Annotated in this window: 24 protein-coding genes; 15 read left to right on the top strand and 9 right to left on the bottom strand. The window is 53.8% G+C overall.

Going from position 1 to position 23,124, the window contains the following annotated elements; all coding sequences use genetic code 11:
* The 7 genes from mrdB (at position 1) to lipA (ending at position 7,112) form a co-directional block, all read left to right on the top strand.
* On the top strand, positions 1 to 1,113 hold the full coding sequence (gene mrdB, locus A3466_RS03345) for a peptidoglycan glycosyltransferase MrdB (protein ID WP_048966702.1): 1,113 nt from the start codon (positions 1 to 3) through the stop codon (positions 1,111 to 1,113).
* 16 nt (positions 1,114 to 1,129) lie between these two features.
* Positions 1,130 to 2,236, top strand: a complete 1,107-nt coding sequence (rlpA, locus tag A3466_RS03350; RefSeq protein ID WP_063449378.1) for an endolytic peptidoglycan transglycosylase RlpA — start codon at positions 1,130 to 1,132, stop codon at positions 2,234 to 2,236.
* A gap of 139 nt (positions 2,237 to 2,375) precedes the next feature.
* A complete protein-coding gene (dacA, locus tag A3466_RS03355) occupies positions 2,376 to 3,587 on the top strand; it encodes a D-alanyl-D-alanine carboxypeptidase DacA (RefSeq protein WP_063449379.1) in 1,212 nt (403 codons plus the stop codon).
* 107 nt (positions 3,588 to 3,694) lie between these two features.
* Positions 3,695 to 3,958, top strand: a complete 264-nt coding sequence (gene ybeD, locus A3466_RS03360; RefSeq protein WP_063449380.1) for a DUF493 family protein YbeD — start codon at positions 3,695 to 3,697, stop codon at positions 3,956 to 3,958.
* A gap of 94 nt (positions 3,959 to 4,052) precedes the next feature.
* Positions 4,053 to 4,694 (top strand): lipoyl(octanoyl) transferase LipB, encoded by a 642-nt coding sequence (lipB, locus tag A3466_RS03365; RefSeq protein ID WP_063449381.1) that lies wholly within the window; start codon positions 4,053 to 4,055, stop codon positions 4,692 to 4,694.
* 291 nt (positions 4,695 to 4,985) lie between these two features.
* Positions 4,986 to 5,939, top strand: coding sequence for a YbeF family transcriptional regulator (locus A3466_RS03370; RefSeq protein ID WP_063449382.1), 954 nt, complete (start codon positions 4,986 to 4,988; stop codon positions 5,937 to 5,939).
* Between the two features lie 207 nt (positions 5,940 to 6,146).
* Positions 6,147 to 7,112: a lipoyl synthase gene (gene lipA, locus A3466_RS03375; RefSeq protein ID WP_006809637.1), complete on the top strand. Its 966-nt coding sequence runs from the start codon at positions 6,147 to 6,149 to the stop codon at positions 7,110 to 7,112.
* Positions 7,113 to 7,192: 80 nt separating this feature from the next.
* Here lipA and tatE read toward each other — a convergent pair whose 3' ends face one another.
* Entirely contained in the window at positions 7,193 to 7,396 is a 204-nt protein-coding gene (tatE, locus tag A3466_RS03380; RefSeq protein WP_003858723.1) for a twin-arginine translocase subunit TatE, read from the bottom strand.
* Between the two features lie 128 nt (positions 7,397 to 7,524).
* Complete coding sequence (locus tag A3466_RS03385) at positions 7,525 to 8,313, bottom strand: deaminated glutathione amidase (RefSeq protein ID WP_063449383.1); 789 nt, start codon at positions 8,311 to 8,313, stop codon at positions 7,525 to 7,527.
* Positions 8,314 to 8,380: 67 nt separating this feature from the next.
* On the opposite strand from A3466_RS03385, the gene crcB reads away from it, so the two are divergent.
* Positions 8,381 to 8,764 (top strand): fluoride efflux transporter CrcB, encoded by a 384-nt coding sequence (gene crcB / locus A3466_RS03390; RefSeq protein WP_063449384.1) that lies wholly within the window; start codon positions 8,381 to 8,383, stop codon positions 8,762 to 8,764.
* 219 nt (positions 8,765 to 8,983) lie between these two features.
* Here crcB and cspE read toward each other — a convergent pair whose 3' ends face one another.
* A complete protein-coding gene (gene cspE / locus A3466_RS03395) occupies positions 8,984 to 9,193 on the bottom strand; it encodes a transcription antiterminator/RNA stability regulator CspE (protein WP_002439184.1) in 210 nt (69 codons plus the stop codon).
* 190 nt (positions 9,194 to 9,383) lie between these two features.
* The gene (gene pagP, locus A3466_RS03400) at positions 9,384 to 9,926 is read right to left on the bottom strand and encodes a lipid IV(A) palmitoyltransferase PagP (protein WP_226848011.1); all 543 of its coding nucleotides are present in this window, start codon (positions 9,924 to 9,926) and stop codon (positions 9,384 to 9,386) included.
* Between the two features lie 600 nt (positions 9,927 to 10,526).
* Between pagP and dcuC the strand changes: the two genes are divergently transcribed.
* Together dcuC and rna are read left to right on the top strand one after the other, a co-directional pair.
* Positions 10,527 to 11,894, top strand: coding sequence for an anaerobic C4-dicarboxylate transporter DcuC (dcuC, locus tag A3466_RS03405; RefSeq protein ID WP_063449386.1), 1,368 nt, complete (start codon positions 10,527 to 10,529; stop codon positions 11,892 to 11,894).
* Between the two features lie 94 nt (positions 11,895 to 11,988).
* A complete protein-coding gene (gene rna / locus A3466_RS03410; RefSeq protein ID WP_063449387.1) occupies positions 11,989 to 12,798 on the top strand; it encodes a ribonuclease I in 810 nt (269 codons plus the stop codon).
* On the opposite strand, the gene A3466_RS03415 is transcribed toward rna, so the two are convergent.
* On the bottom strand, positions 12,792 to 13,418 hold the full coding sequence (locus A3466_RS03415) for a flavin reductase family protein (RefSeq protein ID WP_063449388.1): 627 nt from the start codon (positions 13,416 to 13,418) through the stop codon (positions 12,792 to 12,794). The two genes, rna and A3466_RS03415, sit on opposite strands and share 7 nt — an antisense overlap.
* Before the next feature lie 261 nt (positions 13,419 to 13,679).
* Here A3466_RS03415 and rnk point away from each other — a divergent pair, with 261 nt between their 5' ends.
* Positions 13,680 to 14,090: a nucleoside diphosphate kinase regulator gene (gene rnk, locus A3466_RS03420; RefSeq protein WP_063449389.1), complete on the top strand. Its 411-nt coding sequence runs from the start codon at positions 13,680 to 13,682 to the stop codon at positions 14,088 to 14,090.
* 89 nt (positions 14,091 to 14,179) lie between these two features.
* Here the strand turns inward: rnk and A3466_RS03425 are convergent, their stop codons facing one another.
* Positions 14,180 to 15,418 (bottom strand): zinc-dependent alcohol dehydrogenase, encoded by a 1,239-nt coding sequence (locus tag A3466_RS03425; protein WP_015571156.1) that lies wholly within the window; start codon positions 15,416 to 15,418, stop codon positions 14,180 to 14,182.
* Between the two features lie 181 nt (positions 15,419 to 15,599).
* Between A3466_RS03425 and uspG the strand changes: the two genes are divergently transcribed.
* Positions 15,600 to 16,028: a universal stress protein UspG gene (uspG, locus tag A3466_RS03430; RefSeq protein WP_063449390.1), complete on the top strand. Its 429-nt coding sequence runs from the start codon at positions 15,600 to 15,602 to the stop codon at positions 16,026 to 16,028.
* 59 nt (positions 16,029 to 16,087) lie between these two features.
* Here the strand turns inward: uspG and ahpF are convergent, their stop codons facing one another.
* Together ahpF and ahpC are read right to left on the bottom strand one after the other, a co-directional pair.
* Positions 16,088 to 17,653, bottom strand: a complete 1,566-nt coding sequence (gene ahpF / locus A3466_RS03435) for an alkyl hydroperoxide reductase subunit F (RefSeq protein ID WP_063449391.1) — start codon at positions 17,651 to 17,653, stop codon at positions 16,088 to 16,090.
* Positions 17,654 to 17,838: 185 nt separating this feature from the next.
* Positions 17,839 to 18,402: an alkyl hydroperoxide reductase subunit C gene (ahpC, locus tag A3466_RS03440; RefSeq protein WP_063449392.1), complete on the bottom strand. Its 564-nt coding sequence runs from the start codon at positions 18,400 to 18,402 to the stop codon at positions 17,839 to 17,841.
* A 620-nt stretch (positions 18,403 to 19,022) separates the two neighbouring features.
* Here ahpC and citR point away from each other — a divergent pair.
* The 3 genes from citR to A3466_RS03455 all read left to right on the top strand — a co-directional run bounded on the left by citR (position 19,023) and on the right by A3466_RS03455 (position 21,902).
* Complete coding sequence (gene citR, locus A3466_RS03445; RefSeq protein ID WP_063449393.1) at positions 19,023 to 19,928, top strand: DNA-binding transcriptional repressor CitR; 906 nt, start codon at positions 19,023 to 19,025, stop codon at positions 19,926 to 19,928.
* Positions 19,929 to 20,067: 139 nt separating this feature from the next.
* Positions 20,068 to 21,291 (top strand): phosphoadenosine phosphosulfate reductase, encoded by a 1,224-nt coding sequence (locus tag A3466_RS03450; RefSeq protein ID WP_063449394.1) that lies wholly within the window; start codon positions 20,068 to 20,070, stop codon positions 21,289 to 21,291.
* The gene (locus tag A3466_RS03455) at positions 21,276 to 21,902 is read left to right on the top strand and encodes an IbrB-like domain-containing protein (protein WP_063449395.1); all 627 of its coding nucleotides are present in this window, start codon (positions 21,276 to 21,278) and stop codon (positions 21,900 to 21,902) included. The genes A3466_RS03450 and A3466_RS03455 overlap by 16 nt, the downstream gene beginning before the upstream one ends.
* Here A3466_RS03455 and A3466_RS03460 read toward each other — a convergent pair whose 3' ends face one another.
* A complete protein-coding gene (locus tag A3466_RS03460; RefSeq protein ID WP_063449396.1) occupies positions 21,903 to 23,063 on the bottom strand; it encodes a pyridoxal phosphate-dependent aminotransferase in 1,161 nt (386 codons plus the stop codon).
* Between the last annotated feature and the right edge of the window lie 61 nt (positions 23,064 to 23,124).

The raw sequence follows: 23,124 nt of genomic DNA on the forward strand, positions 1-23,124 counted from the left end.
ATGACGGATAATCCGAATAAAAAATCGCTGTGGGATAAAATCCACATCGACCCAGCCATGCTGCTGATCCTGCTGGCTCTGCTGGTGTACAGCGCCCTCGTTATCTGGAGCGCCAGCGGCCAGGATATCGGCATGATGGAGCGTAAAATCGGCCAGATCGCCATGGGCCTGGTCATTATGGTGGTGATGGCGCAAATTCCACCGCGCGTGTACGAGGGCTGGGCGCCCTATCTCTATATTTTCTGTATCATTTTGCTGGTGGCGGTAGATGCATTCGGTGCCATCTCGAAGGGGGCGCAACGCTGGCTGGATCTGGGTATTGTCCGCTTCCAGCCGTCGGAAATTGCAAAAATCGCCGTTCCGCTGATGGTGGCGCGCTTCATTAACCGCGACGTCTGTCCGCCGTCGTTGAAGAATACCGCCATTGCGCTGGTGCTGATTTTCCTGCCGACGCTGCTCGTAGCCGCACAGCCTGACCTCGGTACCTCGATTCTTATTGCCCTCTCCGGCTTGTTCGTCCTGTTCCTGTCCGGCCTGAGCTGGCGTCTGATTGGCATCGCGGTCGTCCTGCTGGCAGCCTTCATCCCTATTCTCTGGTTCTTCCTGATGCATGATTACCAGCGCCAGCGCGTGATGATGCTACTCGATCCCGAGACCGATCCGCTGGGCGCAGGCTATCATATTATTCAGTCGAAGATTGCGATTGGCTCCGGCGGCCTGCGCGGAAAAGGCTGGCTGCACGGTACGCAGTCGCAGCTCGAATTTTTACCGGAGCGCCATACCGACTTTATCTTTGCCGTTCTGGCTGAGGAGTTAGGGCTGGTTGGCATCCTGGTGCTGCTTGCACTCTACGTGCTGCTGATCATGCGAGGGCTTTACATTGCCGCGCGCGCGCAGACCACCTTTGGCCGAGTCATGGCGGGTGGGTTAATGTTGATTTTATTCGTTTATGTCTTCGTAAATATTGGTATGGTGAGTGGTATTCTGCCGGTTGTTGGCGTACCGCTGCCGCTGGTGAGCTACGGGGGCTCGGCACTGATCGTGTTGATGGCCGGGTTTGGTATCGTCATGTCGATCCATACCCACAGGAAAATGTTGTCCAAAAGCGTATAAAAATAAGGGGATCGCAATGCGTAAGCAGTGGCTGGGTATCTGCATCGCAGCAAGTTTACTTGCCGCCTGTACAAGTGATGATGGTCAGCAACAGGCAACCGTCGCGCCGCCGCAGCCTGCGGTCTGTAATGGCCCGATAGTTGAAATTAGCGGTGCCGATCCCGTTTATGAACCGCTGAACGCCAGCGTGAATCAGGATTATCAGCGCGACGGTAAAAGCTATAAAATCGTTCAGGATCCTTCCCGCTTCAGCCAGGCTGGCTTTGCTGCCATCTATGATGCTGAGCCAGGCAGCAACCTGACCGCGTCAGGTGAAACTTTCGATCCGATGCAGATCACGGCGGCACACCCGACGCTGCCCATCCCGAGCTATGCGCGCATCACTAACCTGGCGAACGGCCGAATGATCGTGGTGCGCATCAACGATCGTGGCCCTTACGGCAACGATCGCGTGATTTCCCTGTCGCGCGCGGCGGCCGATCGTCTGAACACCTCCAATAATACGAAAGTGCGTATCGACCCGATTATCGTGGCGCAGGATGGGTCGCTGTCTGGACCAGGCACAGCCTGTACCACGGTTGCGAAGCAAACCTACGCCCTGCCCGCTCGCCCGGATCTGAGCGGTGGTATGGGTGGCGCGTCAACGCCGGCAGAGCCCGCACAGCCGCAGGGTGAAGTGCGCGCTATCAGCAACGATACGCTGCAAAGTGAAGATGCGACAGGCGCCCCGGTGAAAAGCAGCGGCTTCCTTGGCGCACCGACCACGTTAGCGTCGGGCGTGATTGAAACGAATGAACCTGCTCCAGCGCCTGCACCTGTCGTTACTGCGCCCGCAGCCCAACCCGCCCCGGTAACTGCGCCGGCTGCGACGCAGACTGCTGCGCCTGCGGCGGCGAGCGGCAGCTACGTGGTTCAGGTTGGCGCCGTCAGCGATCGGACGCGTGCAGAGCAGTATCAGCAGCGCTTAAGCCAGCAGTTTGGCGTGCCAGGCCGCGTTGAGCAAAACGGTGCGGTATGGCGTATCCAGATGGGCCCGTTTGCCAGCAAAGCACAGGCCGCGTCCCTGCAACAGCGTTTGCAGAGCGAGGCGCAACTCCAGTCGTTTATCGCTGTTGCGAAATAATTAATCGGTGGTATCCGAAATGTCAGTTTGTGTAAACCACGTTAACACTCTCATGATGAAAGTCGGATGCCTGCCCGTATAGCATTTGCTATAGTAAGGCACTTTTTTTAATTCCATCACGGATGTCGTAGTTCTGACCATGAAGACCACTTTTTCTGCTCGTTTTGTGCAGCGCATGGCGCTGACCACGGCCCTTTGCGCTGCTGCGTTCTCCGCCGCTCACGCTGATGACCTGAACATCAAGACCATGATCCCTGGCGTTCCGCAGATCGACGCGGAATCCTACATCCTGATTGATTACAACTCCGGCAAAGTTCTGGCAGAACAGAACGCCGATGTCCGCCGCGATCCGGCCAGCCTGACAAAAATGATGACCAGCTACGTTATCGGCCAGGCGATGAAGGCAGGTAAATTCAAAGAAACCGACCTGGTGACTATCGGTAACGACGCGTGGGCAACCGGTAACCCGGTGTTCAAAGGTTCATCGCTGATGTTCCTGAAGCCAGGCATGCAGGTTCCCGTCTCTCAGCTGATTCGCGGCATTAACTTGCAGTCCGGTAACGACGCCTGTGTGGCAATGGCCGACTTTGCCGCAGGCAGCCAGGACGCGTTTGTGGGTCTGATGAACAGCTACGTCTCCGCGCTGGGCCTGAAAAACACCCACTTCCAGACCGTTCACGGCCTGGATGCGGAAGGCCAGTACAGCTCTGCGCGTGACATGGCGCTGATTGGTCAGGCGCTGATCCGCGATGTGCCAAACGAATACTCTATCTACAAAGAGAAAGAGTTCACCTTCAACGGCATTCGTCAGACCAACCGTAACGGCCTGCTGTGGGATAACAGCCTGAACGTCGACGGCATCAAAACCGGTCACACCGACAAAGCCGGCTATAACCTGGTGGCCTCCGCTACTGAAGGCCAGATGCGTCTGATCTCCGCCGTGATGGGGGGCCGCACGTTTAAAGGACGCGAAACAGAAAGTAAAAAATTGCTGACCTGGGGCTTCCGCTTCTTCGAAACCGTGAACCCGCTGAAGGCCGGTAAAGAATTTGCTTCTGAGCCCGTCTGGTTTGGCGATCACGACCGTGCTTCCCTGGGCGTGGACAAAGATCTCTATCTGACAATCCCGCGCGGGCGCATGAAAGATCTGAAAGCCAGCTACGTGCTGAATACCACCGAACTGCACGCCCCGCTGCAAAAGAATCAGGTTGTAGGTACCATCAACTTCCAGCTGGATGGCAAAACCATCGATCAGCGCCCACTGGTGGTGCTGGAAGAAATTCCTGAAGGCAATTTCTTCGGCAAAATCATTGATTACATTAAGCTGATGTTCCATCACTGGTTTGGTTAAAAATTGAACACTTGAAAGTGTGATTTTGATCCCCATATACTACGTATCAGTAAAACTCCCGCCCCGTGGCGGGAGTTATTATTTTTTATACACACGCCGGAGCTGACATGAAAACCAAACTTAACGAACTGCTTGAATTCCCTACCCCTTTTACTTACAAAGTAATGGGTCTGGCGAAACCTGAGCTGGTTGATCAGGTGGTTGAAGTGGTACAGCGCCATGCGCCGGGCGACTACTCTCCATCAGTCAAACCGAGCAGCAAAGGTAACTACCACTCGGTCTCAATCACCATTAATGCAACACACATTGAGCAGGTAGAGACGCTGTACGAAGAGCTCGGCAATATCGAAATTGTTCGTATGGTACTGTAGTCCCTCTGCGGTTGCCCGGTTTGCCGGGTAACCCCCTTCCCCGCTGTGGTATACTCCCCGTTACCTATTCTCCCTTGTCTTCGGAGACATCCTTTTGTACCAGGATAAAATTCTTGTCCGCCATCTTGGGCTACAGCCTTACGAGCCTGTTTCTCAGGCTATGCATGACTTTACCGATACGCGCGATGACACCACGCCTGACGAAATCTGGCTGGTTGAACACCTGCCGGTGTTCACTCAAGGCCAGGCAGGAAAAGCCGAACATTTATTAATGACGGGCGATATCCCGGTGATCCAGAGCGATCGCGGTGGACAGGTGACGTACCACGGCCCTGGCCAGCAGGTGATGTATGTCTTGCTTAACCTGAAACGCAGAAAGCTGGGCGTGCGCGAGCTGGTTACCTTGCTGGAACAGACCGTGGTGAACACACTGGCTGAGTATGATATTGACGCTCATCCTCGCGCCGATGCGCCGGGCGTCTATGTAGGAGAAAGGAAGATCTGTTCGCTGGGGCTGCGTATTCGTAAAGGCTGTTCGTTCCATGGGCTGGCGTTGAATATCAATATGGATCTCACCCCCTTCCAGCGCATCAACCCGTGTGGGTATGCCGGTATGGAAATGACGCAAATGCGCCAGTGGGTTGATACCGCCACGCCTGACAATATCCGCCCCGTGCTTCTGAATAACTTTTTAGCGCTGCTTAACAATCCAGCTTACGAATATATTACTGCTTAACACCTATCCGTCAGTGGCTCGATTATTTGACGAGCCACGTCTTAATAAATGCATTTACGCTTTACAATAAACCGCATATTCTATATTTTCGAGTCGCCCATATATTCGCGACCAATATTAATTAGTACCTTAATAGAACCATTACCGGGTATCGTGTAACGTGCGTGACAATCACCCAACTGCTTGTTTTCGATAAATAATGGAAACTTACGAAAGACTTTACTGATCTCTGCAAGCATAATAAATAAATTCAACTATCATTCATATTGTGAATGGATACGGAGTAAGAGCGTGGAGCCCACTAATTTACCAGCCAAACGCCTGAATGAAACCAGCGGCGAAGATAAGCCGCAAATTTTTCGGACTTTACGTAATATTGATCTCAATTTACTGACTATTTTTGAGGCGGTATATGTCCACAAAGGTATCGTTAATGCTGCGAAAATTCTTAATCTCACGCCCTCTGCTATTAGCCAGTCCATTCAAAAATTGCGCGCGATATTTCCCGATCCGTTATTTATTCGTAAAGGCCAGGGCGTAACCCCTACCGCATACGCCACCCATCTGCATGAGTACATCAGTCAGGGCCTGGAATCGATTCTGGGTGCGCTGGATCTCACCGGCAGTTACGATAAGCAAAGGACCATCACCATAGGCACCTCGCCCTCGGTGGGTGTTCTGGTCATGCCGGCTATTTATCAGGCTGTGAAACAGCATGCGCCACAGTTGCTGATCCGCAACGTGCCCGTAAACGATCCGGAAACACAGCTGGCGCAATTCCAGACGGATCTGATCATTGACAGCAATACCTTCGCGGCCAGAGCATTAGGGCATAACGTTCTCTATTCCGACTCGCTGGCGCTCGTTTGCCGTCAGGCTCACCCTGCGTTGAGCGCACCATTGACGCCAGAAAATCTGCGTCAATACGAACATGCCACGTTTATGGCCGAGGGACAGGGGCAGGATCCGCTGCGACAGCGTATTAACGAACTGTTCCCGGACCGTCTGATCAGCTTCAGCAGTTACAATATGTTTACCCTCGCGGCCCTGCTTGGCAGCAGCGACTTGCTCTGTATCATGCCTGTGCGTCTCTTCAATCTGCTGCAAAAGTGCTGGCCGCTGGAGAGCATTCCGCTGAGCCAGCTCGCTACAGAATCTGTTGAAATCTCACTGCATTACAACAAACTAAGCCTGCGCGATCCGGTCCTGGAAAACGTCATTAACGTAATCAGCCAGGCGTTCTGATCCTGCCTTTCAGCACAAGCCCCTGCCGCATGCGGGGCAAAAGGCACAAAACAACAACTATTTTACAATTTGGCGACCTGGCAGGCTGCTTTAACGCCCCTATAAATGATATACTGCCTGTCGTTCGTTCAAAAATAGTTGATAATTACAACATTCCCTTGAATTGAAACGCTTTCCTTCGATATTCGCAACTGGAACACGCACGCTATGAGTAAACCCATTGTGATGGAACGCGGTGTTAAATACCGCGATGCCGATAAAATGGCCCTTATCCCGGTTAAAAACGTGGCTACAGAGCGCGAGGCGCTGTTAAGAAAACCGGAATGGATGAAAATTAAACTTCCGGCTGACTCTTCGCGTATCCAGGGGATCAAAGCGGCGATGCGCAAAAATGGCCTCCACTCTGTCTGTGAAGAGGCCTCCTGCCCTAACCTTGCTGAATGTTTCAATCACGGTACCGCGACGTTTATGATTCTGGGTGCCATCTGCACCCGCCGCTGTCCGTTCTGTGACGTTGCCCATGGCCGTCCTGTTGCGCCTGACGCTAACGAACCGCAAAAACTGGCGCAGACCATTGCCGATATGGCGCTGCGTTATGTGGTTATCACCTCCGTTGATCGTGACGATCTGCGCGATGGCGGTGCTCAGCATTTTGCTGACTGCATTACCGCCATCCGCGAAAAAAGCCCGAACATTAAGATTGAGACGCTGGTGCCGGACTTTCGTGGCCGAATGGACCGCGCGCTCGATATTCTGACCGCTACGCCTCCAGACGTATTCAACCACAACCTGGAGAACGTGCCGCGTATCTACCGTCAGGTACGTCCAGGTGCAGATTACAACTGGTCTCTGAAGCTGCTGGAGCGCTTTAAAGAAGCCCATCCGCATATTCCTACCAAGTCTGGCCTGATGGTGGGTCTGGGTGAAACCAACGCTGAAATCATTGAAGTGATGCGCGATCTGCGCCGCCATGGCGTGACGATGCTGACGCTGGGCCAGTACCTACAGCCAAGCCGTCACCACCTGCCCGTACAGCGTTACGTGAGCCCGGATGAGTTCGATGAAATGAAAGCCGAAGCGATGGCGATGGGCTTTACCCACGCGGCCTGCGGCCCGTTTGTTCGCTCCTCTTATCACGCCGATATGCAGGCGAAAGGCGAAGAAGTTAAATAAACCTGTAAAATTTGCTTACAGTTAAACAAAAAACCGGCCTCGTGAGCCGGTTTTTTTATGCAAGCCTTGCAGCATTGCCATTACTCTTTGTGCGAAAGCTTCTGTGCGGTGATGTCATCTTCGGCACTTTTCTTTGCTGCCGCGTCGTCATCGTTCATTGCTTTCTTAAAGCCCTTAATGGCAGCACCCAGGTCTCCACCCAGCGTGCGTAACTTCTTGGTACCGAACAGCAGGACGACCAGTGCGGCAACCACCAGCAGTTTGGTAATACTAATCTCACCCATAAATACCTTCTTTACATGAAACAGGCTGCATTCAGCGCCAAAGAAACCTGAACGTATTAACGGTCATCAGGCGCGCGCACACAATAGCAATCTGTAACAAGGTGAATCAAGCATTGTTGAAAAAAACATCATATTAATTGCGGTGGCGCAAATCTGCGGTTACGCAGAACAGGTAATTGCTGACGCGCAAGCGCGATTCGGTCTGATGTTATCTCCGTCAGCAGTAGCGCAGGCGACTCCGCCGCCGCGGCAACGGTCACTCCCAGCGGATCGACAACCCTGCTCTGCCCGATATTCCTGTTACCACATTCCCCTGCGGCAACCACATAACAGGTGGTATCCAGCGCGCGTGCGGTCAGCAGCGTGGCCCAGTGATGCTCCTTAAGCGGGCCTCTGACCCACGCGGCAGGCAGAACCAGCACCTCGGCCCCCTGCAATGCCAGGTTCAGCGCCAGCTCGGGAAAACGGATATCGTAGCAGGTCATCAGGCCAACCTTAAAACCGTCCACCTCAATCAGCGGCGGAATACGACTTCCCGGATCGACCAGCCGCGACTCCTGGATACTGAACGCATCATACAGATGTAGCTTGGCGTAACTCGCGACAATCGCACCTTCACGAATCGCCACCAACGTGTTCACCGCGCGTCCCGGCGTGGAGGGAACATGAATAGTCAAAATGGTGGTGAGCGTGTTGCCAGCGCTCTCGGCCAGAAGTCGTTTCAAAAACGCCCCTTCCAGCTTTTGCGCAGATTTGACCGACAGGTCCGGATCGCTATCATCGCGCGCCAGTAACGCTTCCGGAAGCACCAGCAGCGCCGCCCCCTTTTGCATTGCCTGGTCCATCAGGGAGACGCATTTGCGCGCATTTTCATTCCAGTCCGGCGTCACCGCGAACTGCCCTACTGCTACATACATAATTGTCTCCCGGTTAAAAACAGCGTTACACTCGACGCATTCACACAGCAAACAGCAGGTAATGACAGTGTTACAACTACTTATAGCCGTTTTTATTGGTGGGGGCACGGGTAGCGTTGCGCGGTGGCTCTTAAGCATGCGGTTTAACCCTCTGCATCAGGCCATTCCGATGGGCACACTGGCAGCAAATCTGCTTGGCGCGTTTATTATTGGCATGGGGCTGGCGTGGTTCAACCGCATGACCCATATCGACCCGATGTGGAAGGTGCTGATCACGACCGGTTTCTGCGGCGGCTTAACGACGTTTTCGACCTTCTCTGCGGAGGTGGTATTTCTGTTTCAGGAAGGACGGATGGGCTGGGCGCTGACGAATATCGCCGTTAACATGCTTGGCTCGTTTGCGATGACCGCGATCGCATTCTGGTTATTTTCCTCCGCCAGCGGACAATAAGCGCGGCACCCTTAATGTTGGCTTAACTTTTCTCTGTCACTCTTTGCTCAATACTGACTGAGGGTGAAAGCATGAAAGAGAATCTGTTGAGCGCGGGCATGGTACTGCTAAGCGTTGCGATCGTCGCCAGCTTTCTGAAAATCTATCTTATGGGTTGATTCAGAACGAAAAAAACCCGCTCATTGAGCGGGTTTTGAAATTCTTGCTGACGCGTCTGAATTACAGAGCGATTACGTTAGCAGCAGAAGGGCCTTTGGCACCGTTAGTGATTTCGAACTCTACGCGCTGACCTTCAGCCAGAGTTTTGAAACCATTAGACTGGATTGCAGAGAAGTGTACGAACACGTCTTTGCTGCCATCTTCAGGAGTAATGAAACCGAATCCTTTGGACTCATTAAACCACTTAACGTTACCTTTAATCTTAGACATCAAAATTACCTTTACATTAAAAAACGACACAAATGCTGTGTCGGGTATCAGTACAACAATTGTGAAGCGTTTTGTCCAGCGGATCTTTGATAAAAAGTGACAAAAGTCGCGTTAATTTTTGCTGTCCGATTTTTATCCTTTACATTTCAATGTCTGTGCATTTTTTGGCCGATTTATCACTCAAAATCAGTTAAAACTGGAACCGCATCCAGGCAAAGTAAACGTTACCGTTGTTATACGTACCCGGTATGTAGGTCATCTGAAACGTCGCCGGACCATAACCGATTGAGGCAAGCGGCAACAGCACCGGGACAGGAATATATTTCCAGTTATCACGCGCCGTCACCCCTGCCGTATAGCCTAAACCCAGATGGAAATTGTCGTCTGATAACGGACGCCAGGTTTTTTCCCAGCCGTAGCCACCGATAGGCTCCCATTTGTTGTAGGAGTCCTTAAACGCCATCAGGTACAGGCCATGCCAGTTCCCTTTTTCATCCCAGCGAGACTGACCGAAGCCAGCCCCCCAGGGACGCTCGTTATAACGGTCTGTTTTTTCTTTATCGTAGGCAAAACGGGCGTGCCACGTAATGGCCGGAATATAGAGATCGTAATGCTCGGGTTCTTTCCATGTTTGCGCGACGTTATCCGTGAAGGTTGTAAACCAGCCTTTATCCGCTGTATTACCCTCTGCATTTACAACGGACGCGAACGATAACTGCCCAATAATAAACAATAAAAGAAGGGGGAATTTAAATCGTACAATCACAGTGCCATTACCCTATTTCGTATTCAGTGCAAACCTTAACACAGGATACTTGAATGAACGCTTAACGGCATGGGGGGGTATTCTTAATTAACAATCCGGTGCTGAGAATAGTCTGCGTACCGGAAATCTGCCTGACTGAATAAGCGCATGCAAATGGCATATTTAACTCTCATGTAACAATTTATACCGCGCAGGAATAGCCGACATTCACAGCTGTGGCGCGGTAACCTTCCTGCCGCCATCGCTGCGACGATACAGCGCCGGGCCGCGGCCATGGCACGTTCGCGTGCTTCAACGGTTTTCGAAGCGAGATGCTGGGGCAACAGCACGCCACACCCAAAAAAAATTAACACATCAATATCAATTTATTGACATATAATCCCTATTCATCTGGTCAATAAGGACATAAGATAAATGACGCAGGATGTGCAAAAATATCATCGTCATTGCTTTAGTCGTCGCTTTCTTGATTTTAATCAGCAAGGACTGGCCATTTATTCGGCACATTTCAGGCTGCTTTTTTATTGATTATTTGTCCTCTCGGGCAGCAAGGATACAGGGGAAATCATGCTTACTTTTCTCGAACTCCTCATTGGAGTCGTGGTCATTGTCGGTGTAGCACGCTACATCATTAAAGGATACTCTGCCACCGGCGTGTTATTTGTCGGCGGCCTGGCGCTGCTCATCATTAGCGCGCTAATGGGTCATCAGGTATTACCCGCCAGTGAAACCAGCACCGGATATACCGCCACCGATATTGTGGAATATATAAAAATTCTGCTGATGAGCCGCGGTGGCGATTTGGGCATGATGATCATGATGCTCTGCGGTTTCGCCGCCTACATGACCCATATCGGCGCGAATGATATGGTGGTGAAGCTGGCCTCTAAGCCGCTGCAATATATTAACTCCCCCTACCTGCTGATGGTCGCGGCCTATTTCCTGGCCTGCCTGATGTCGTTAGCCGTTTCCTCAGCCACAGGCCTCGGCGTGCTGTTGATGGCGACGTTATTCCCGGTGATGGTTAACGTCGGGATCAGCCGTGGCGCAGCGGCGGCTATTTGCGCCTCTCCGGCGGCAATTATCCTCTCCCCTACTTCCGGGGACGTAGTCCTGGCCGCAAAAGCGGCGGAAATGTCGCTGATTGACTTCGCCTTCAAAACCACGCTGCCGATCTCTATTACCGCTATTCTCGGTATGGGCGTGGCGCACTTCTTCTGGCAGCGCTATCTCGATAAGAAAGAGAACGTCAACCATGAAATGATGGACGTCAGCGAAATCACCACTACCGCCCCGGCGTTTTATTCCATACTGCCGTTCACCCCAATTATCGGCGTGCTTATTTTTGACGGCAAATGGGGTCCGCAGCTGCACATCATCACTATCCTGGTGATCTGTATGCTGCTGGCGGCCATCCTCGAATTTGTCCGTGGCTTTAATACCCAGAAAGTGTTCACTGGTCTGGAAGTCGCCTTCCGCGGTATGGCGGACGCCTTCGCGGGCGTGGTAATGCTGCTGGTTGCAGCAGGGGTATTTGCCCAGGGGCTGAGCACCATCGGCTTTATTCAGAGCCTGATCTCTATCGCTACCTCGTTCGGCTCGGCCAGCATTATCCTGATGCTGGTACTGGTGGTGCTGACCATGCTGGCGGCGATGACCACCGGCTCCGGTAACGCGCCTTTCTACGCCTTTGTTGAGATGATCCCCAAGCTGGCACACACCTCCGGCATCAACCCGGCTTACCTGTCCATTCCAATGCTACAGGCCTCTAACCTGGGTCGTACCATATCTCCGGTATCGGGCGTGGTGGTTGCGGTTGCGGGGATGGCAAAAATCTCTCCGTTTGAAGTGGTAAAACGCACGTCAGTGCCGGTGCTGGTTGGTCTGATTATCGTCATTATCGCCACCGAAGTGCTGGTTCCCGGCGCTGCCTAAGCGAAATTCCTGCTTTCCAAAAAGCGCCTGCGGGCGCTTTTTGTGCTTTAATAACCCCCAGAAATTAATCGCGCCCAACCAATCAGGAAAGCAAATGTTCAGGAAGGATATCGTTATCCCGTCTGGCGCAGTAGCGCTTGCACTCTGCGTCTTCTCACTCCAGGCGGACCCTCTTAAGGCAACGCAGTACGGCGATTTCGATCGCTACGTTCTGGCGCTTTCCTGGCAAACCGGATTTTGCCAAAGCATGGTCGAACGTAACCGCGACGAACCGGATGAGTGCCGACTGCAAAAAGAGAGCAGCAACAAAACCGATTTTCTGACCGTCCACGGCTTATGGCCCGGCCTGCCGAAATCGATCGCTGCTCGCGGCGTGGATGAACGCCGCTGGATGCGCTTCGGCTGCGCCACGCGCCCGGTGCCGAACATGCCGGAAGCAAAAGCCAGCCGCAAATGTGCCGCCGCAGAAACCGGGCTATCGCTCTCGGGCGCGGCAAAGCTGAACAGCGTGATGCCCGGCGCGGGCGGCAACTCCTGCCTTGAACGTTATGAATACGCGAAACACGGCGTCTGCTTTGGTTTTGATCCCGACGCCTACTTCGGCACCATGGTGCGCATGAACCAGGAAGTGAAGAGTAACGCGGTAGGACAATTTCTGGCGGAGAACTACGGCAAAACCGTACGCCGCAGCGACTTTGATGCCGCCGTGGCCAAAAGCTGGGGGAAGCAGAACGTAAAAGCCTTCAAGCTTACCTGCCATGGCAATCCGGCCTATTTGACCGAAATGCAGATCTCGTTGAAATCCAGCACCATTAACCAGCCGCTCTCCGCTGGCTCCTTTGCTCCGCAGCCGCATCCGGGCAACTGCGGTAAACAGTTTGTCATCGATAAAGCCGGTTACTGATTGTTCCTGCGCGCGTCCGGGCGTACCAGATCGAACCGATGGCTGTCGCTGATGGCGTAGTAGGCCGTCGGTCCACCCGCACGCAGAATGGGCTGCGCTTTCGCGGTCTGGTAAATCCCCTCTTCCAGCAGGCTTTCGGCGATGTGGACGCCCACAACTTCGCCGAGCACCAGCCAGGTATCAATCGGCGTCCCGTCCGCGCCGGTAAGCTGAATGCACTGCGATAATCGACACTCGAAATTAACCGGGCTTTCCGCCACGCGCGGCGCGCCCACAAGCTGGCTGGCTACGGGCGTCAGGCCGGCAAAGGTAAATTCATCCTCACCGTGAGGCAGCGTGACGGAGGTTTCATTCATCGCCTCGGCCAGATCGCGCGTTGCGAGGTTCCAGACAAACTCACCCGTTTCGGTAATATTCCGCACGCTGTCCTTCCAGCCGTTGCTGGAAAAACCAATGATTGGGGGGCGATAGTTAAAGCAGTTAAAGAAGCTGTACGGGGCCAGGTTCAGCTGTCCGGCCTTATCACAGGATGAGATCCAGCCAATCGGACGCGGGCCGATAATGGCATTCAGCGGGTCGTGCGGCAGGCCGTGCCCCTGAGAAGGTTGGTAAAAGTACATATCGCTCTCTCTACGGTGGGCTGCAACGCGCATTGCCCGGGTTCGGTCTTCCCAGACTAGCGAAATTTACGTTCAGCGTGAATCGGGGGGCCGGGTTTATTGCCAAAAATTCATATGGCGCATGATTGTGACGTTCATCACTTCAAACTTACGGGTTCAGACAGTATCATCAGATAAGTTAAACCCTCGCTGCCAGACGGCGAGGGTTTTCTTTTGGATTGGTTTCTGCGTTACACGCAGCATTAACGACATGGAGTAAAAATGTCCAGACCTACGATTATCATCAATGAACTCGACGCAGAACGTATCGACCGCCTGTTGGAAAAACCAGAATTTGCCTCGCTGCCGGTAGCGGATGCGCTGAACGAAGAGCTAGACCGGGCGCAGATGTGTACGCCTGAAACCATGCCGCATGATGTGGTTACCATGAACAGTCAGGTGAAGTTCCGCAACCTGACGACCGGGGAAGAACTGACCCGCACGCTGGTCTACCCGGCGCAGATGACCGACAGCAGCACACAGCTTTCGGTGCTGGCCCCCGTGGGCGCGGCACTACTTGGGCTGCGTACGGGCGATACCATCCACTGGGAACTACCGGGCGGCGCATCGTCCCATCTGGAAGTGCTTGAGCTGCTCTACCAGCCCGAAGCCGCTGGCGATTACCTGCGTTAATCCCTTCTGAACAAGCGACCCCGCTTTGCACAGAGGATGCGTCGGCATCCTCTTTCCGCAAAATCACCCGAGAGTGTCAGTGAGAGGCCTCACACGACCCCGCCGGGGAAGGCATTCACCAGCCCCTTAACCTTCTGCTGCGCGGCCTCCGGGGTATCTGCGCCAGGCACCAGGATCACCTTGCGGCACTCCTCTTCACGTTTTTCAAAAATCTTATAGGCGCGCTCCGCGTCGGCCAGCGGAAGGTAATGGGTCACAATATCTTCCGGCGTGAGCAGCCCCTTTTCGATGAGTGGCAGCAGCTCTCCCAGCCAGGCATGGACGTGCGTCTGGCCCATCTTAAAGCTCAGCCCCTTATCGAAGGCATCGCCAAACAGGAAGCCGTGGATAAAGCCGGCATACACGCCCGGCACGCTGACCACACCACCGCGTCGCACCGCTGCAATGCACTGGCGCAGGGCTTTGCCGCTGCTGCCTTCAATCTTCAGGTTACTGAGGATCGTTTCCGTCGTGCTGCCTTTGGCCTCAAACCCGACGGCATCAATGACCGCATCCACCCCGCGCTGCCCGGCCGTTTGCTCAATGATTTTCTCCGCCGCGTCGTTATCGTCATCAAAGTTAATCGGGATGGCGCCATAGCGCTCCTGAGCGAACCGCAGCCGGTAAGGGTGATGGTCAACCACGAAAATCTGCTCTGCGCCAAGCAGACGCGCGCAGGCAATGGTCAGTAGCCCCACCGGTCCGGCCCCGAATACGGCGACGCTGGAGCCTTTCTGGATCTGAGCATTTTTCGCCGCCTGCCAGGCGGTTGGCAGAATATCGGAGAGGAAAAGCGCTTTGTCGTCAGACAACAGCTGCGGCACTTTAAACGGCCCCACGTTACCTTTTGGCACGCGCACGTACTCAGCCTGTCCGCCCGGCACGCCGCCGTAGAGATGGCTGTAGCCAAACAGCGCCGCAGGAGCGGGAATTTGCTTTTTGTTCAGCGCCGCGCCCTGCCCGCGGTTCGTGTTTTCGCAGGCCGCGTACTGCTGCATCTGGCAAAAGAAGCAGTCGCCGCAGGCGATCACAAACGGGATCACCACCCGGTCACCTTTCTGCACGTTTTTCACCTCGCTGCCGCACTCCACCACTTCGCCCATAAATTCATGACCAAAGATATCGCCGTGCTGGACCTTGGGAATTTTTCCGCGATAAAGATGCAGATCGGAACCACAGATCGCCGTGGCCGTTACGCGCAGGATGATATCGTCTGGCTGTTCAATGCCCGGGTCAGGCACGTTATCAACCCGAACATGGTGTGGACCGTGATAGGTGAGAGCTTTCATGCAACCTCCGCAAGGGTGTGGGTAAGCTTATAAAAGGGTAGCTACCTCACGGGATCTGCCCCGGAATCCGGCTGTTTTGAGATTTATCCTGGCGAAATGAAAAAGTGCTGTCGGGGTTACAGAAACCATTTATATTTTGTGGTTGAATGATTTCAGCGTTTATAAACAAGGAGAAACGGTTATGTATCAAACAATCATTATGCCGGTTGATGTTTTCGAAATGGAACTGAGTGATAAAGCTGTACGTCATGCGGAATTTCTCGCGCAGCAGGACGGAATTATTCATCTTCTGCATGTCTTGCCGGGCTCGGCCAGCCTGAGCCTGCACCGCTTTGCTGCCGACGTGCGTCGTTTTGAAGAGCATCTACAGCACGAAGCCGAGACGCGCCTGCAAACCATGGTCGGGCATTTCAGCATTGACCCTTCCCGCATTAAAACTCACGTTCGCTTCGGCAGCGTTCGCGACGCCGTCAACGAGCTGGCCGCGGAGCTGAATGCGGACGTAGTGGTGATCGGTTCACGTAATCCTTCCATCACCACGCACCTGCTGGGATCGAACGCGTCCAGCGTGATCCGCCATACCCACATTCCGGTGATGGTCGTCAGATAAAAAAAGAGGCCACCTTCTGGTGGCCTCTTGCATTGCAGGTATAGTCTTGCTTTCTTTTGTTATGCGGTTTTGGTGCGGATCAGGTAATCAAACGAGCTCAGCGACGCTTTCGCACCTTCGCCGGTGGCGATAATGATCTGCTTGTACGGCACGGTGGTGCAGTCGCCCGCCGCAAATACCCCTTTCACGCTGGTTTCGCATTTCGCATCAATGATGATCTCGCCCATGCGGTTGCGCTCAATCGCGCCTTCCAGCCAGGTGGTGTTTGGCAGCAGACCAATCTGAACGAAGATCCCCGCCAGCGGTACGCTGTGGGTATCGCCACTCACGCGGTCGCGGTATTCCAGACCGGTCACCTTGCTGCCGTCGCCTTTCACTTCTGTCGTCTGGGCATTCAGCACAATATCGACGTTATTCAGGCTACGTACTTTATCCTGCAACACCTGGTCCGCTTTCATTTCTGGGGCGAATTCGAGCAGGGTAACGTGTTCAACAATCCCCGCCAGATCGATAGCCGCTTCCACGCCGGAGTTACCGCCGCCGATCACTGCTACGCGTTTGCCTTTGAACAGCGGGCCGTCGCAGTGCGGACAGTAGGTCACGCCTTTGGTGCGATACTGATCTTCACCCGGCACGTTCATGTTGCGCCATTTCGCACCGGTGGCAATGATCACGCTGCGCGCTTTCAGCACCGCGCCAGAGGCGGTTTCAATCTGGTGTAAGCCACCTTCTACCGCCGCCGGAACCAGTTTGCTGGCGCTCTGGCTGTCGATGACGTCCACGGCGTAATCGCTGACGTGGGCCTTTAACGCACCGGCCAGTTTCTGACCTTCGGTTTTCGGCACGGAAATGTAGTTTTCGATGTCCACCGTATCAAGCACCTGACCACCGAAACGCTCGCCCATCAGGCCGGTGCGGATCCCTTTACGTGCGGAGTAAACCGCTGCCGCCGCGCCCGCAGGGCCGGAACCGACAATCAGCACATCGTACGCATCGCGTTTGTTCAGCTCTTCCGCCGCGCGTTTTTCCGCGCCGGTATCCACTTTCGCGACGATTTCCGTCAGCGTCATGCGGCCCTGACCGAACTCCTGACCGTTCAGATACACCGCCGGAACGCCCATCACATTGCGATCGGTGATTTCATTCTGGAACGTGCCGCCGTCAATCGCCGTATGCTTGATGCGCGGGTTCAGAACCGACATCAGGTTGAGCGCCTGCACCACGTCCGGGCAGTTGTGGCAGGAGAGCGAATAATAGGTTTCAAACTCAAAATCACCGTCGATATCGCGGATCTGCTCCAGCAGGGTCTGCGCTTCTTTCGACGGGTGACCACCGGTCCACAGCAGCGCCAGCACCAGTGAGGTAAATTCATGTCCCAGCGGAGAGCCGGCAAAACGCGGTCCCTTGTCCGAGCCCGGGTTAGTAATCAGGAAAGAAGGTTTACGAACCGCAAGCGAATTGTCTTCTTTGAAGGTCACTTTCGGCGACAGTTCAGCGATCTCTGCCAGCAGCTCTTTGATTTCTGCCGATTTCGCGCTGTCGTCCAGCGTGGCAATCAGCTCAACGGGTTTAGTCAGTTTCTCAAGGTAGGCCTTGAGCTGGGTTTTCATAGTGGTGTCGAGCATGGTTCTTCCCTCTCTTAAGACGTCATCATGCAAGCTGCCTTTGCGGGCGGCATGAATGCAACTTGCATCATGGTGCTGGAATGAAATGGGCGCGGGTGCGCCCATTGATTGCCGGGGGCACTTCGTTTACCCGGCCTACGATACCGTAGGCCTGTGCAAGCGCAGCGCCGCGAGGCTTTACAGACTTAGATCTTGCCGACCAGGTCTAAAGATGGCGCCAGAGTTGCTTCACCTTCTTTCCATTTCGCCGGGCACACTTCGCCTGGGTGAGAAGCTACGTACTGAGCCGCTTTCACTTTACGCAGCAGGTCAGATGCATCACGGCCGATACCTTCAGCGGTAACTTCGATAGCCTGGATAATGCCCTGCGGGTCAACAACGAAGGTTGCACGATCTGCCAGGCCTTCATCTTCACGCATGTTGTCGAAGTTACGGGTCAGGGCGCCAGTCGGGTCGCCGATCATCGCGTATTTGATTTTTGCGATGGTTTCAGAGCTGCTGTGCCACGCTTTGTGGGTGAAGTGGGTATCGGTAGACACTGAGTAAACGTCTACGCCCAGCTTTTGCAGTTCATCGTAATGGTCAGCGACGTCGCCCAGTTCAGTCGGGCAAACGAAGGTGAAGTCAGCCGGATAGAAGAAGAAGACGCTCCAGCGACCTTCAATATCTTTCTCGGTAACTTCAATGAACTCACCGTTTTTGAACGCCTGGTTTTTGAAAGGTTTAATTTTGGTGTTAATCAAGGACATCTGTACTTCCTCCGTGTTTTCGTTGAGATGTAAGGTAACCAACTTTGCTCATCGGGGCTAATGCGTATGCTTTATCAAATCAATCAGCCAAACCTTACAACGGCAACAAGACAGCAAGGTGAACCTTTACAGGAAAGCCTGAAAGTAAAAAGGCCGCCTCAACGGGCGGCCCTGATACCTGAATTCCCCGCAGGTACATTCAGTGCCAGCCGAAGCTGGCGTTGCGTTGCGCTCTACTTACCTTGTATCAAGGCGGTAACAGCACCCTGATTACACCACCCGTACAGGCATTGAGCAATCCTTAACAGGGGCATTCCTGTCTATGGCTCTGATAGGTTTAACCGAACAGTCATACCGGCCTGACTAAATCAAAACTGGTGATGAATAAGAGGCAATATATAAATGTCAATTACCCTTTAATTTATTATCGCACTGTTCAAAGATAAAATTATCTTAATCACATCTGAAGTTCTATTTCATTAATGCGACAGCGTGATATATTAAGATGACTTAAATATCTTTTTAAGCAGGTTAACCAAAAGGATTGTAAATGGTTAGCTTTAAACTATAGTTATCAACAATATGTCATACCCGCACACACGGCACAGTCAGGATGAAACATGGCAAACCTTTACGATCTTAAAAAGTTCGATCTTAACCTGTTAGTTATTTTTGAATGCATTTATCAACATCTTAGCATCAGTAAAGCAGCGGAAATGCTTTATATCACCCCTTCCGCGGTAAGCCAGTCGCTTCAGCGTTTGCGTGGTCAACTGAACGATCCGCTGTTTATTCGTTCCGGTAAAGGTATCACCCCGACGACTGTTGGCATCAATCTGCACCAGCATCTTGAGAAAAACCTCAACCAGATCGAGCAGACCATCAACCTGATGCACGATGCCGACATCAAAAAGAAGTTTGTGATTTATTGCTCGCAGATGGTCTCTCCGGGCTACCTTTATGAACCCATCCGGCTGCTGATGTCTCATGAAAATTACGAGATAGAACAACGGGATATGCTTGTTTCGGCAGAGTCTGCTGAGGATTTGCTGGCCTACCGCAAAGCCGACCTGATCTTTACCGTCTCGCCGATCAACAGCCGCGCCGTGGTGTGCTCTCACTTCGTGACGATTCCGTCTGTGCTATTTTGTCGTCAGGACCATTCGCGCCTTGACGGCGAGGTCACGCTGGACCAGCTAAAGCAGGAGAAGTTTACCTTCTACCAGAGCAATAATCCGGGTATTAAGGAGCTTCAGGGCCGTGTATCTAACATTTATCCTGACAGAAATATCGCCTTTCGCACGGACTCCATAAGCTCGATTGTCTCAATGGTGAGCATGTCGGACCTTTTAGGGTATATCCCGATTTCTATTTTTGAAACGTATAAATCGTCGCTAGGTTTAAAACGCCTTATCCCTCCGTTTGAATTACCGGTTATTCCTGTTTATATGCTGTACAACCGCTCGTCGCTGAACAGCACCGTTTTTTCAACATTCATTGAAAAAATGCATAAGCTGGCGCATTAATCGTATCAATATAATGAACCATCGCCGCCCGTGAGCAGGCGCACGATATAGCATTGATGATTTGTGAATACAGACAGATAATTACATTATTGGCCTTCAATAATGTAAAAAGTCTTCAATACGCAGGACGCGATTCATCATGTCTCTCTATAAATTACCGCTTCAGGAAAATGTTCTGGAGGCGTCTACAGAACGCATAAACTGGACGCTTCAGAACCTGACGCGGGTCTGTGTCTCCTTTTCTGGCGGAAAAGATTCAACGGTTATGCTCCACCTCGTCGCGCAGCAGGCACGGCGCTTAAAGCGAAAAATCGACGTGCTTTTTCTGGACTGGGAAGCACAGTTTTCAAGCACCATCGAGCACATCGAAAACATGCGGGTGCTGTATCAGGACGTCATCCATCACTTCTGGTGGGTGGCTCTGCCGATCACCACGCAAAATGCCCTGTCCCAGTTTCAGCCCGAATGGCAGTGCTGGGAGCCGGGCACCCGCTGGGTTCGCCTGCCGCCTGAAGATGCCATTACCGACCCACAGTACTTCGTTTTTTATCAGCAGGGAATGACCTTCGAAGCCTTCGTCCGGGACTTTGCCGAATGGTATGCGCGAAGGCGCCCCGCCGCAGTGATGGTGGGCATCCGCGCCGATGAATCCTATAACCGCTTTCTGGCTATCGCCTCCGCCCGCAAGCAGCGCTTTTCCGATGACAAACCCTGGACCACCGTCGCGCCGGGCGGGCATGCCTGGTATATCTATCCTCTTTACGACTGGAAAACCGCCGACATCTGGACCTGGTTTGCCAAATCCGGCAGCCCCTATAACCCCCTCTACGACCTGATGTACCAGGCCGGCGTACCGCCGCGCTATATGCGCATCTGTGAGCCCTTTGGTCCCGAACAGCGTCAGGGGTTATGGCTCTACCACGTTGTGGAGCCCGATCGCTGGGCTGCCATGTGCGAACGCGTGAGCGGCGTGCGCAGCGGCGGGATTTACGCCGGGCAAGATAACCATTTTTACGGCCACAGGAAGATCCTCAAGCCCGACCACCTCAGCTGGCGCGAATACGCCATGCTGTTGCTCGACAGCATGCCGCAATCGACCGCTGAACATTACCGCAACAAGGTCGCGGTGTACCTGCACTGGTATCAGAAGCGCGGGATGGCGGATATCCCCGAAACGCAGGAGGGCGATATTGGTGCCAAGGATATCCCCTCCTGGCGGCGGATATGTAAGGTTCTGCTGAATAACGATTACTGGTGTCGGGCGCTCTCGTTTAGCCCTAACAAACCCAGGCACTATCAGCGCTACAGCGAACGAATGAAATCAAAACGCAAGGAGTGGGGAATTTTATGCAACAACGAATAATCAGCGAAATGGAAGCGTACCTTCAGACGTTAAGCGATGAGAAAAGAATTGACGCTATCAATGCGTTTCGCCAGGCCATGCATCAGCTCAGCCCGTTTCGCGATCAGCCCGTCGACTGCGTGCTGTGGATCAGGCAGGACGACATCAGCGCCAACGACTACAACCCCAATAACGTGGCGCCACCGGAAAAACGGCTGCTCAGCAAATCGCTGGAACTGGACGGCTTTACCCAGCCCATCGTGGTAACCGAAAGCGAGCCGGCGCATTACGAAATTGTCGACGGATTCCATCGTCACGAAATCGGTAAAAGCAGGGCCGCGCTGAAGCGCCAGCTTCGGGGGTATTTGCCCGTCACCTGCCTGCGCAAAGATCGCCAGCAAAAGCTTGACCGGATGGCCGCCACCATCCGCCACAACCGTGCACGGGGACGCCACCAGATCAACGCCATGTCCGATATCGTCCGGGAGCTGGCCCAGCTTGGCTGGAATGATGAGAAAATCGGTAAGGAACTGGGGATGGACAGCGACGAGGTGCTGCGCCTGAAGCAGATCAACGGCCTGCTGGAGCTGTTTGCAGACCGTCGCTATTCCGAAGCCTGGACGGTGAAATAGTCAGAGCGTCGCCAGACGCTCCGCCGCCGCCAGCAGCGTCGATTCCTGTTTCGCAAAGCACAGGCGAATCAGCTTATGCGGGAAGGGATCGGCGCAGAACACCGACAGCGGAATAGCCGCCACGCCCACCTCCGTCGTCAGCCACCGGCAAAAGCTGACGTCGTCCAGATCGGAAATCGCGCTGTAGTCCGCCAGCAGGAAGTAGGTCCCTTCGCACGGCAGAATTTCCAGACGGCTTTTGCTCAGCGCATTTACAAACATATCCCGACGCGCGCGGTAAAAATCCGGCAGCTCGCGATAGTGCTGCGGTTCGCTGCGCAGCATGTCCGCCAGCGCCAGCTGGGCAGGCGTATTGACCGCAAAGGTCAGGTACTGGTGCACCTTGCGCAGCTCCGCGCTGATGGCCGCCGGGGCCACGCAGTACCCTACCTTCCAGCCGGTCATATGGTAGGTCTTGCCAAATGACGACACCGCTACCGCGCGCTCGCGAAGCTGCGGATGGGCCAGCACGCTGGCGTGCCCTTCCGCCGCAAAGCAGATGTGCTCGTAGACTTCATCGCTCAGGACGTAAATTTCCCGCTCGGCGATAGCCTGCCACAGCGCGGCAAAATCGGCCTTTTGCCACACCGTCGCCGACGGGTTGTGCGGGGTATTCAGGATCACCAGACGGGTTTTATCACTCAGCAGCGCGGCGAACGCCTGCCAGTCCGGGCGGAAATGCGGCGGCTGTAGCGCCACACGCTTCACCACGCCACCGGAGAGTTCAACCGCAGGCGCATAGCTGTCGTAGCTTGGGTCAAAGCAGATGACTTCATCCCCCGCGCGCACCAGCGCGGTGATGGCCGCGTACAGCGCTTCGGTCGCTCCTGCCGTCACCGTGATATCGTTGTTCGCATCGGGCTTATGGCCATACAGCTCAGCCGTTTTGTCGGCAATGGCCTCCCGCAGCGCCTGCACGCCGGTCATTGGCGCATACTGATTCGCCCCCTGCGCCACGTGGTGCGCCAGACGTTCCTGCAAATATTTCGGACCATCGAAATCGGGGAACCCCTGCGAGAGGTTAATGGCATTGTGCTGCTGCGCCAGGGCGCTCATCTGCGTAAAGATGGTGGTACCGAGATCAGGAAGTTTACTCTGCGGGATCAATGCGTTAATGCTCATGTTGTCGTGCCTGCTTGTAATACTTATGTTGCTGCCACTATAACACGATGTTAGTCTTTGG

The organism is Enterobacter genomosp. S, assembly GCF_001631805.1.
Lineage (GTDB): Bacteria > Pseudomonadota > Gammaproteobacteria > Enterobacterales > Enterobacteriaceae > Enterobacter > Enterobacter quasihormaechei.